7 protein-coding genes are annotated in these 11,440 nt (G+C 60.8%); 2 read left to right on the top strand and 5 right to left on the bottom strand.

The genetic code is table 11. The features are described 5' to 3' along the window. Positions 1 to 6: 6 nt before the first annotated feature. Positions 7 to 561 (bottom strand): dCTP deaminase, encoded by a 555-nt coding sequence (dcd, locus tag D6858_RS08390; RefSeq protein WP_120108983.1) that lies wholly within the window; start codon positions 559 to 561, stop codon positions 7 to 9. 112 nt (positions 562 to 673) lie between these two features. After that, positions 674 to 3,034, bottom strand: coding sequence for a TonB-dependent receptor (locus tag D6858_RS08385; protein WP_120108981.1), 2,361 nt, complete (start codon positions 3,032 to 3,034; stop codon positions 674 to 676). 132 nt (positions 3,035 to 3,166) lie between these two features. On the opposite strand from D6858_RS08385, the gene D6858_RS08380 reads away from it, so the two are divergent. Beyond that, positions 3,167 to 3,799 (top strand): TetR/AcrR family transcriptional regulator, encoded by a 633-nt coding sequence (locus D6858_RS08380; RefSeq protein WP_240623770.1) that lies wholly within the window; start codon positions 3,167 to 3,169, stop codon positions 3,797 to 3,799. Positions 3,800 to 3,864: 65 nt separating this feature from the next. Here D6858_RS08380 and putA read toward each other — a convergent pair whose 3' ends face one another. Together putA and glpD are read right to left on the bottom strand one after the other, a co-directional pair. Beyond that, positions 3,865 to 6,984, bottom strand: coding sequence for a bifunctional proline dehydrogenase/L-glutamate gamma-semialdehyde dehydrogenase PutA (putA, locus tag D6858_RS08375; protein ID WP_120108977.1), 3,120 nt, complete (start codon positions 6,982 to 6,984; stop codon positions 3,865 to 3,867). Positions 6,985 to 7,035: 51 nt separating this feature from the next. Next, entirely contained in the window at positions 7,036 to 8,517 is a 1,482-nt protein-coding gene (glpD, locus tag D6858_RS08370; RefSeq protein ID WP_120108975.1) for a glycerol-3-phosphate dehydrogenase, read from the bottom strand. 76 nt (positions 8,518 to 8,593) lie between these two features. Here glpD and D6858_RS08365 point away from each other — a divergent pair, with 76 nt between their 5' ends. Further along, on the top strand, positions 8,594 to 10,081 hold the full coding sequence (locus tag D6858_RS08365) for an acetyl-CoA acetyltransferase (RefSeq protein ID WP_120108973.1): 1,488 nt from the start codon (positions 8,594 to 8,596) through the stop codon (positions 10,079 to 10,081). 38 nt (positions 10,082 to 10,119) lie between these two features. Here D6858_RS08365 and hemN read toward each other — a convergent pair whose 3' ends face one another. After that, positions 10,120 to 11,412 (bottom strand): oxygen-independent coproporphyrinogen III oxidase, encoded by a 1,293-nt coding sequence (gene hemN / locus D6858_RS08360; protein ID WP_338067284.1) that lies wholly within the window; start codon positions 11,410 to 11,412, stop codon positions 10,120 to 10,122. Positions 11,413 to 11,440: the final 28 nt, after the last annotated feature.

Genomic DNA, 11,440 nt, shown 5'->3' with positions numbered 1-11,440 from the left:
GGGCGCCTAGAGTTTAGGCAACGTTACCCCGCGCTGCCCCATGTATTTGCCGGCCCGGTCCTTATAGCTCGTCTCGCAGCGCTCGTTGCCTTGCAGGAACAGGAACTGACACGCGCCTTCGTTGGCATAAATCTTCGCGGGGAGCGGGGTGGTGTTGGAAAATTCCAGTGTTACATGCCCTTCCCAGCCCGGTTCGAGCGGAGTGACATTCACGATAATGCCGCAACGGGCATAAGTGCTCTTGCCCAGACAGATCACCAGCACGTCTTCCGGTACGCGGAAATATTCCACCGTGCGGGCCAGCGCAAAACTGTTGGGCGGGATCACGCAGACATCGGTTTTGCGATCGACGAAGCTGTTGGACGCGAAATCTTTGGGATCGACAACTGCCGAATCGACATTGGTGAAGATCTTGAATTCGTCCGCCACGCGCGCGTCGTAGCCATAGGATGACAGGCCATACGATATACACCCATCGCGCCGCTGCGCCTCGACGAAAGGTTCGATCATGCCGCGGGTGGTGGCCGCGTCGCGGATCCATTTATCGGAGAGAATCGCCATGTTGTGGTGATTGACCAGCTCTGCATCAGGGGCAAGCGGGCGGGCGCGCTTTTCCCCCCTTAGTCATAGCAGGAGCGAGGGAGCCGAACAGGCGACTCCCTCAAATCCCCGATCAGAAATGCACCGTCCCGGTAACAAAGACCTGCCGCGGGCTACCGTAGAACGCAGTCAGCGTTCCTTCGGTGCCGAGCGTGGGGGTTGGATATCCATTAATACCCAGCGGGATCGCGCCAGTCACAGGATCCGCTGCCACGAAAGTATAGCCGGAACTCTTGTATCGCTTGTCGGTCAGATTGCGTCCATGCAGCCCGATACTCCACCGTTTGTCCGGCGCTGTGTAAACCAAATTGGCATCGAGCAAGGCATAACCGTCTTGATCGATATACGGATTCGGGATTTCGAACTGGTAGGTCTTCGAACGATACGAAAGCGAAGTTGTGAAGGCGATGTCGCCATCCCCAACCGGCGTGGTGTAACCCAGCGTACCACTGGCGGTGAACTCAGGTGTGTTCTGCACCTTGCGATACGCTGCCACATCGGTCGGCACGCCGCCAATATTGGTAATATACTGTTTGTACTTGGCATCGATATACCCGAACGCCCCCGACAACGTCAGCTTGTCGCCGCCTGCCATAAGATCGCGACCCAGTCGCGCCGTAGTTTCGAATTCGATACCCTTCATCTCCGCCTTGCCCGCATTCGAAACAATGCCGCAGAAGGTTGCGATACCGCCTACATTGCAGGCCACCGATCCAGGTATCTGAACGTCGGAATAATCGGCATAGAAACCAGCCAACGCGACATAGAGGGCACCGTTCAGCAATTCGCCCTTATATCCGACTTCATAGCTATCGACCTTTTCCGGGGCAAAGCTCAGATAATCGGCCACTTCGGCGTCAGTGGGGCTGCCGGGTATCGCTGCGGGAGCATTCACCCCTACGCCACGCGGGTCGAACCCGCCGCCTTTGAACCCCTGAGAGAAGCTGGCATAGAGATTATGGTTGGATGTCGGCTGGAAGCTTAGCGAAACGCGCGGCGTGAACTTCTTGTATTCACGACTTCCATTGAAATCGGTGCTCGGCGTGCCGAACGGGATACCCGCACCACCAAATACCGGCGACCCACCGCCAAGATAATTTTGCCGCAAAATGCTGGCCGAACGCTTGTCCCAGGTATAGCGTCCGCCAAGCGAAAGGCTCAGCTGATCGGTAAAATCGACAGTGACATCGCCAAATACCGCATACGTCTGCGTATCGACGTCGGCCTGCGTGAATGCGGTGAATCCGTTGAAAGTCGTGAACAGTCGCACATCGAACTGCGTGTCGGCCTCCGCCGTCAGATAGTAGAAACCAACCAGCGCTGAAATCGGCCCGTTATCGTAGAGTGCCTGAAATTCCTGGCTCAACTGTTCATTGAAGTAATAGGCCGGCACATCGACATCGACCGCAGGCAACGCATCGAAATCGATCGGACTGGCAGAGCTATCCTTGCGCCACGAGCTGATTGAGCGAAACTTCAGTGAATCCGACGCTTCGATTTCGACATGCATGGCCACGCCATAGGCTTCAACATACTGCTTCGGATCGACCAGACCGCCCCGCGTGTCATAAACATCGCCCAGAACGGGTGCGCCGGATTGTTGCCCCGGAATCAGGCGGTGACCACCACGGGCGCTGCTGTTGTCCTTGGTATAATCACCCGAGATACGGATCGATACTGGCTCTCCATACCCACCCAGTTCGATGGTGCCGCGCGCGGCCCATACATCTTTGTCGTAATTTCCTTCACCGGTAGTCAGGTTGGTGCCAAACCCATCACGCGTCAGGCGGGCAGCCGCCGCACCGACCCGGATCATGTCACTGAGCGGAGCTGAGCCGGAAATGACCCCATCGATCTGATTATAGCTACCGTAAGTCGCGCGGATATTCAGCTCGGGTTCCTGCGACAGCGGACGGGTGACGTATTTAACCGCGCCACCAACTGTATTTCGGCCATACAGAGTACCTTGAGGCCCGCGCAAAACTTCGATCCGTTCGACATCATAAACATCGAGCACCGCCGCTTGCGGGCGATTGAGATAGACGTCGTCAAGATAGATGCCGACACCCTGCTCGAACCCGGAAACCGGGTCTTGCTGACCAATCCCGCGAATAAAGGCAGTGAGCGTGGAATTGGTGCCCCTGCTGGCCTCCAACGTGGTGTTGGGCGTGGATTGCGCGATATCTGTGACATCGATCGCACCAGCTTGCTGCAAGGCAGCACCACTATATGCGGTCACCGCAATCGGCACATCGACCAGCGTTTCTTCACGGCGCCGGGCTGTCACTACAATCGCGCCCTCGTTGATATCTCCGACATCGGCAGCAGGCGCGGCATCGGTCGCATCCTGAGCAAAGGCGGGCGCAGCGAACGCCCCGAGCGTGAGCGATGCGGCGAGCGCCAGACGGCTGGCATGAATAATCGGACGGGTCATGAGTTTGTCTCTCCTCCAGGGCGCGCGGTTCGGGTGCCGCATCTGCCGTTCCCCGCTTCAATATTGAAACATGAACCACCTTTCAACTTTTTTCGTTGCGCGATCGATTTGATGGCCTTACGTCGTTGCCCGATGGCCACAGCCGATCGCATTGAAGAGACGGAAAAGAGCGTCGCCAGCCCCGGCAAACAGCCGCGCACTGCGCGTGGGCGCGAAACCATGCGCCGCCTGCTCGATGCGGCGGCCAAGGAATTCGGTGAACGCGGTTTTCATGAAGCGTCGATCAGCGGGATTACCCGCCGAGCTGGCACCGCTCTGGGCAGCTTCTACACTTATTTCGACAGTAAGGAGGCGATCTTCTCCGCGCTGGTCAAAGATATGAGCGAAGGCGTGGCCAAGGCCGCTGCTGCCGGGATGGCGGCCGATGCCAGCGGGGTGGAGCGCGAGCGCGAGGCGCTGGCTGCGTTTCTGGGCTTTGCGCGCCAGAACAAGGAAATCTACCGCATTATCGACGAGGCTGAATTTGCCGATCCGGCCAGCTATCGCGACCATTATGAAGGCGCAGCAAACCGCATCGCCGCCCGGCTGGACGCCGCCGTTGAGAATGGCGATATCGCACCGGGCGACAACGAAGTGCGCGCATGGGCGATCATGGGAATGAACGTGTTCCTAGGCCTCCGCTTCGGTGTGTGGGACGATACCCGACCGGTCGACGATATCACCGGCGCCGTGGCGGCGCTGCTGGGTGACGGGCTGGGCTGTTAAGCCAGCCCGCCCCGCCAACACCAGCTATCATGGCGCGCCCATCGCGCTCAGCTGCTAAAACCCGGCTATAGCCCGGCCAGCAAGCTGGCATTGCCCCCCGCAGCCGTCGTGTCGATGCAGACCACCCGCTCGGTTGCGAAGCGCGCGACGTAGTGCGGGCCGCCAGCCTTGGGCCCGGTGCCGCTCATTCCTTCGCCGCCGAAGGGCTGGCTCTCGACCACTGCGCCGATCTGGTTTCGATTGACGTAGAAATTGCCGACAGTCGCCAGCCGTTCGACCGTCCGCCGGGTGGATTCAATGCGACTATGCAGCCCTAACGTCAGCCCATAACCGGTCGCGTTGATATCGGCCACGACCTGCTCCAGATCGCTGGCCTTGAACCGCACGACATGCAGCACCGGGCCGAAGTTTTCCCGCCGCAGATCGAGGATCGAAGGGATTTCGATAATCGTCGGCGCGACGAAACAGCCTGCTGCCGTGCTACGGGGCATTTTCTGCCGCCACACGGTCTGCCCGCCTTTCTTGCGGCGCGCCACGTGGCGTTCCAACGCGGCCTTGGCATCGGGATCGATCACTGGCCCGACATCTGTTGCAAGGCTTTCGGGGTTACCGACAACCAGCGCCTCGAATGCACCGCGGATCATCGCCAGCATTTCGTCCGCCACATCTTCCTGGATGTATAGCGTGCGGAGCGCACTGCATCGCTGGCCCGCGCTCTGGAATGCACTGGCGACTACGTCGCGGGTCACCTGTTCAGGCAAAGCCGAACTATCGACGATCATCGCATTCTGCCCGCCGGTTTCCGCGATAAAGGTCGCGATCGGACCTTCGCGCGAGGCAAGGCTGCGATTGATCGCCTGCGCCGTGTCGGTCGACCCGGTAAAGGCCACCCCGGCCAGCCGGGGATCGGACGTAATGAACTGTCCAACGTCGCCTGCACCGGGCAGCAACTGAAACACCTGCTCGGGAATGCCCGCTTCATGGCACAGACGGATCGCAAGCGCCGCGATCAATGGGGTCTGTTCGGCAGGCTTGGCCACAACCGTGTTCCCCGCCGCAAGCGCGGCTGCCGCCGGGCCGATGAAGATCGCCAGAGGGAAATTCCACGGACTGATCGTTGCGAACACGCCGCGCCCGTTCAGAGTGAGGCGGTTTTCCTCCCCCGTCGGCCCCGGCAGCCTGATCGGCGCGGAAAACTGGCGGCGGGCTTCACATGCATAATACCGCAGGAAATCGACCGCTTCGCGCAGTTCGAGCACCGAATCGACCAGCGTCTTGCCCGCTTCGCGCTGGCACAGGCTGATGAATTCATCGGTATGCGCTTCAAACGCATCTGCGGCCGCTTCCAACAGAACCGCCCGCTTCTCCCCACCCAGCGCATTCCAGCCGTGCTGCACTTCGGCCGCCAGACCGATGGCGACCCGCACCTCGGCCTCGGTCGCATCGCGTCGTGTACCGACTTCATGCACCAGATCGTGCGGCGACGTGATAGGCGCGACTTCACCCGATTCCTGCGCCGGAAAAGTCGGACCCGCATCCCAATGGCGCGAATCAAGAGCAGCCAGCCGTTTCAGCAATGGTTCGCGGACGAGGGGATCGGCCAGATCGATACCAGCGCTGTTGCGGCGACCGGGGAAAATATCGGCAGGCAGCGCAATCGATGGATCGCGCTTCGGCTCCAGCTCAGCCAGTTCGGCCACGGGATCGGTTGCCAGTTCAATCGCGGGCACTTCGGCATCGGCCATCCGGTTCACGAAGCTGGAATTGGCCCCGTTTTCCAATAGGCGCCGCACCAGATAAGCCAGCAGATCCTTGTGCACCCCAACCGGCGCGTAGACCCGCACCGGGGTCCGCGCGTTGCCTTCCAATTTGCCCAGTTCGGCATAGACTTCCTCGCCCATGCCATGCAGCCGCTGAAATTCGAACTCGCGCCCTTTCGACAGCGCTTTAATCGCGCCAATCGTATAGGCATTATGAGTCGCGAACGCGGGGTAGATCGCGTCGCTCGCTTCGAACAGCTTGGCCGCGCAGGCGAGATAGGACACGTCGGTGGCGACTTTCCGCGTGAATACCGGAAAATCGCTGTACCCACCAACCTGGCTCAGCTTGATTTCAGTGTCCCAGTATGCCCCCTTCACCAGTCGCACGAACAGCCGCCGACCATAGCGGCGCGCCAGCCGCGCCGCCCAGTCGCAGACATGCACCCCGCGCTTCTGATAGGCCTGAACCGCCAGCCCGAAACCGGTCCATTCGCTGCCATCGGGGCGACGGAACAGATCGTCGTCCGCGACCAGCTCTTCGATAATGTCGAGCGACAGTTCGAGCCGCTCGGCCTCCTCCGCATCGATCGTGAAATGGATATCGGCGTCGCGCGCTTTGCCCGCCAGTTCGCGCAACATCGGCACAAGTGTCTTCGTCGCTGCTGCCGCATGGAGGAAATCATATCGCGGATAGAGCGCCGACAGCTTGACCGAAATGCCGGGCGAACGCGTCACCCCACCCTGCGCCTCTTTCGCGAGGCGTTCGATAGCGCGTTCGTATGCGTCGCGATACCGGGCGGCATCTTCGAACGTCATCGCCGCTTCACCCAACATGTCGAATGAATGGGTTTCGCCTTTCGCACGCGCAGGTGCTGCGCGCTTGAGAGCTTCGTCGATAGTCCGGCCAAACACGAATTGCCCGCCGAGGATTTTCATCGCCTGCAATGTCGCCTTGCGGATCACAGGTTCGCCCAGTCGGCCAATTGTCCGCTTGAGTGTGGCGCCCATGCCTTTCTGGTGGAGTTCCGGCTTCTCCAGCACTTCGCCGGTCAGCATCAGCGAGAATGTCGCGGCGTTGACGAATGTCGAACTCGATTCGCCCAGATGCTCGCTCCAGTCGATATCCCCGATCTTGTCCCTGATCAGGGCATCGGCGGTGGCGCTGTCCGGCACGCGCAGCAACGCTTCGGCCAGACACATCAGCGCCACACCTTCTTCGGTGGCCAGCCCATAAGTATGGAGAAATGCGTCTATCCCGCTGGCGTTATGTTCGCGCGCGCCTTCAACCAGCTTCACGGCAAGCGCCGCAGCCTCCCCATGAACAGCCTGAGCAGGCGCCGCCTGCCTCAGGCGCTCGGCAACACAAGCCTCCTCTGTCTGGCGATATGCGTGGCGAATCTGGCTACGGTCGATTGGTTGTTTCATGGGGCCCCTGTAGGAAAATCGGCGCGCCCATGCACTCGGTTTCGTATGAAATCAAACCATGTGATCGAGCGCCACAGCTACAGCGGCCTTTTGCGACTTGGACATATGCAACCCTAACTTACTGCGTCGCATCAGAACATCTTCTGCAGTCCGTGCCCATTCGTGTATCGCGAGATAGCGCAATTCAGCTTCGGTAAGTCCCGCACCGAATTCACGGCCTAGCGCTTCGAGGCTGTCGCACCCTTGCAGCAACACTGAAATGCGGTCGCCGTATGCCCGCGCCATCCGTTCCGATCGCATATCGCCCAGCCACGGCCAACGAGCGCGCACCTGAGCGAGAAAGGCCGGGAAATCAACGGCGGCAATATCTCCGCCAGGCAGCGGCGCGCTGGCGGTCCATTCGCCAGCGGGCACATCGATATGCCGGGAAATACGCGCCAGAGCATGCTCGGCCAGCTTGCGATACGTTGTTATTTTGCCGCCGAACACGCTGAGCAACGGCGCCGCACCATCCGGCGCATCGATCACAAACTTGTAATCACGCGTGACGGTTGCGTTCTTTTCCGCGTGATCTTCGTACAGCGGGCGAATTCCGGCATATGTGAAGGCGACCTGCTCCGACGTGACCGGCTGGCGAAAATACTCGCTGGCCGCAGCACAGAGGTATTGAGTTTCCTCCTGCGAAATCGCCACACTATCCCGGTCACCGGTGAACAGCTTGTCAGTCGTGCCAATCAGAGTGAATTCGCGTTCGTAGGGGATCGCGAACACGATCCGACCATCGCGATTCTGGAAAATATAAGCATGCTCGCCATCATAAATGCGCGGGACGGCTATGTGGCTGCCCTTCACCAGTCGCAAGTGATCGGCAGCGCGGCCTTTGGTGGCGATATCGGCGATATCGTCCACCCACGGACCAGCCGCATTGGCGACTGCCCTTGTTTCGATCACTTCTGTACCGGATTCGCTTTCCAGTGTGGCGCGCCAGCAATTTCCCACTCGCTCCAACCCGGCGCACCGGGTGCGTGTGCGAATATCCGCCCCCCGTTCGTGCGCGTCCATCGCCGTCAGCACCACCAGCCGGGCATCGTCCACCCAGCAATCCGAATATTCGAACCCGTGGGTGAACTGCGAGCGGAGAATACCGCCTAGCGGTGCAGCGGACAGATCCACTGCCTTGCTACCCGGCAGACTGCGATTGCCACCGATATGATCGTACAGGAACAAGCCCAGCCGCAGCATCCATTTGGGCCGTAATCCCGGTTCATGCGGGAGAACGAAACGCAGGGGTTTGACCAGATGCGGCGCGATCCGCAGCATGACCTCGCGTTCCCGCAAAGCTTCCCGAACCAGACGGAATTCGTAGTTTTCGAGATAGCGCAGGCCGCCGTGGATCAGCTTGGTACTGGCAGACGACGTATGAGAGGCCAGATCGTCCTTTTCCACCAGCGTCACCGACATGCCGCGCCCGGCGGCATCGCGGGCAATCCCCGCGCCGTTGATTCCACCGCCGATGACAAGCAGATCGCGCATTTGCACCGCGCTAACCGGGGGAGCCGCGCTTGGGAAGGGGTTGCATACAAGCACCCACCACGCGAATGTTGCAAACATGGATGAGAGGACACCCGTTATCGTTGGCGTGGGTCAGGTCGAAGACCGACCCGATGATCCCCTTACCGGGCTCGACTCGGCCGGACTGATGATCGCCGCGCTGAACGCCGCGGAGCGCGATGCAGGCGGCGGCGACTGGCTGGCATCGGCGGATTCTCTGGCTATCGTCAGCCAGATATCGTTCCCCGATCTCAACCCCGTGGCCCAGCACGTCGCCGCAGGGATTGGCGCCGCCCCGGCTCATTTGTACGAAACAGCAACCCCCAGTGGGGACAGCCCCATGTTGTGGCTGAACGAAGCGGCCAATCGCATCGCCCGCGGCGAAGCGCTGATCTGCGCGATCACGGGCGGCGAAGCGCTCCGCACCGCTGCAAAGCGCGCTGCGCTGCAAGAGAAACGTCACGACGCCTTGCGTAATGCGGCACACCGGCAACGACTGGGGTACGCGCAAAGTCATGGGCTTATCGTTCCGACCGACGTTTATCCGCTCTACGAAAATGCTCTGCGCGCTCATCTCGGCCAGACTCTTGCGGAAGGGCAGACGGAAAGCGGCGCGCTGTGGGCGGGCATGTCGCAAGTGGCGGCGCAAGCACCATCGGCATGGCTGCACGATGCGAAAACCAGCGCGGAGATCATCACCCCCGGCCCCGCCAATCGCCCGATTGCCTTTCCCTACACCAAGCTGCAGGTCGCCAACGCCAGCGTGAATCAGGGGGCTGGGTTTATCGTCACCAGCCTGGCAGAGGCACGGCGGCGCGGCGTGCCCGAAAGCCACCTCATCTATGTCGGGATGGGGGCCGCCGCGCACGAACCGGGCGATATATTGGCCAGAGCGGACTACTATTCATCGCCCGGAATGGCAGCGGCGATTTCCCATGCACTGGCGTTCAACCGGCTGACCGCAGACATGCTCGATCATGTGGAGTTGTATTCGTGCTTCCCGTGCGTGCCCAAAATGGCGCGCCGCGTGCTCGGCTGGCCGGATGATCGCGATATCACTGTGTTTGGCGGCCTGACCTTCGGCGGTGGCCCGATCGGCAATTATATGAGCCACCCGCTCGCCTGTATGGTGGAGCGCTTACGCAGCGGGGGCGGTACTGGATTGTTGTTCGCCAACGGGGGATATGCCACGCATAACCACGCCATCGCTGTGTCCTCCGCCCCTCTGCCATCGGCCCGGTTCCCGCAGGAATTTTCGGTGCAGGAACAGGCGGATGCCCGGCGCGGACCAGTTCCGCCGGTAAATACCGATCATCGCGGCGCAGCGACCATCGAAACATATACCGTGTTCTACGGCCGCGATGGCCAGCCGGAACGCGGAACCATCGTCGCCCGCACTGACGACGGCGCACGGACACTGGCGACTGTGCCGGGGAGCGATACTGAAACCATCGCATTTCTGACGGACGGCTCACACGAACCCGTCGGCAGTGCCGGAACCATCATAGACGGTCCCGCTGAACTAGCGCGCTGGCGGTGTGATTAGGCCCCGCGCCGCCTTGGTGCCCCAACGGTAGAACCCAATCAAATCGCCGTGCTGAACTTACGCGTCGAAGCGATCCTGTAAGGGTCAAACACTGCGGCGATACTGCGCGCATAAGGCACTGCGTGGTCAGCGATGGTCAGCAACCGTCCATCGATCCGGGCCAGATCACGCGCCAGAAACGGTTCAAGTCGTTCGCGGGTATCGGGATCAAGCAGACCACCGACATTCGCCCTGCCGTGGCAAAGCAATGCGACAATCGCATCGCCGCGCCGCATATCAGCAGTCGCACGATGCACACCCAACGTGGCCGGGTGCCGCCCCTGCGACAGCATCATGCGATAGCGGCCAGTGTTCTTTTCATTCTGCGCCAACAGACCGGGGAAACTGCTGATCGCAGATGCTCCGATGCCCAGAAGCACTTCGGATGCATCGTCGGTGAAGCCCTGAAAGTTGCGGTGCAACCGCCCTTCCTCAGCCGCCCGCGCCAGCGGGTCGCCCGGTAAGGCAAAGTGATCGAAACCCACCGCGCGATAACCTGCGCCCGTTAGAAAGGCATAGCCACGTTCCGCCATATGGAACCGCGGTTCCTGACCCGGCAACTGGCTGTCATCGATGCGCCGCTGCCGCGGCAACATATGCGGGACGTGAGCATATCCGAACAGCGCGATCCGGTCGGCATGATGCTGAACCGTCAGAGCGAGGCTTTCAGCCAGATCGTCCCATGTTTGCCCCGGCAGGCCATACATCAGATCGAAGTTGAGCGAAGTAATCCCTGCATCTCGCAGCAGTTCCACACTGCGGGAGATGGTTTCCTGCGGCTGCACCCGGCCAATCGCTTCCTGCAAATGCGGGGCGAAAGTCTGCACACCCAAGCTGGCGTGAGTGGCACCGATATGGCGTAGCGTATCGCCCCAATCGTCTGTCAGCGACCGGGGGTCGAGCTCGATGGAAACCACCGGATCGGCCACCAGCGGCAGATGGTCGCGAAGCTGGGCGAACAGGTGTTCGAACTGAGCCGGGGCCAGCGCATTCGGACTGCCACCGCCGAATGCGATCCGCGCGATCCGCACATCTGCGGGCAGCATCGTACCAACGAGCGCGATTTCCGCGTACAGTGCATCCATATAGCTGGCGAGCCGTTGCGCCCGGTTGGCAGCGGCCGTGTTGCAACCGCAATACCAGCAGATCTTCTCGCAAAACGGAATGTGGACGTAGAGCGAGATGTCGCCACGCGCGTTGCCGATCGCTTCCGCCATATCTGCCGGACCGATGCCGGGGCGAAACTCCGCCGCAGTGGGGAAACTGGTGTAGCGCGGGACCGGAGTCGCCAACAATTCAGGATAATGGGGCCAATACATG

The sequence above is a fragment of the Tsuneonella suprasediminis genome (assembly GCF_003605755.1).
GTDB classification, from domain to species: domain Bacteria; phylum Pseudomonadota; class Alphaproteobacteria; order Sphingomonadales; family Sphingomonadaceae; genus Tsuneonella; species Tsuneonella suprasediminis.
Note: the sequence above shows the minus strand (reverse complement) of the source record. Positions and strands in the feature narration are given on the sequence as shown.

Excerpts from the sequence above, each read along its gene's own strand:
- dcd (WP_120108983.1), bottom strand. The coding sequence starts at position 561 with ATGGCGATTCTCTCCGATAAATGGATCCGCGACGCGGCCACCACCCGC.
- D6858_RS08385 (WP_120108981.1), bottom strand. The coding sequence starts at position 3,034 with ATGACCCGTCCGATTATTCATGCCAGCCGTCTGGCGCTCGCCGCATCG.
- D6858_RS08380 (WP_240623770.1), top strand. The coding sequence starts at position 3,167 with ATGGCCACAGCCGATCGCATTGAAGAGACGGAAAAGAGCGTCGCCAGC.
- putA (WP_120108977.1), bottom strand. The coding sequence starts at position 6,984 with ATGAAACAACCAATCGACCGTAGCCAGATTCGCCACGCATATCGCCAG.
- glpD (WP_120108975.1), bottom strand. The coding sequence starts at position 8,517 with ATGCGCGATCTGCTTGTCATCGGCGGTGGAATCAACGGCGCGGGGATT.
- D6858_RS08365 (WP_120108973.1), top strand. The coding sequence starts at position 8,594 with ATGGATGAGAGGACACCCGTTATCGTTGGCGTGGGTCAGGTCGAAGAC.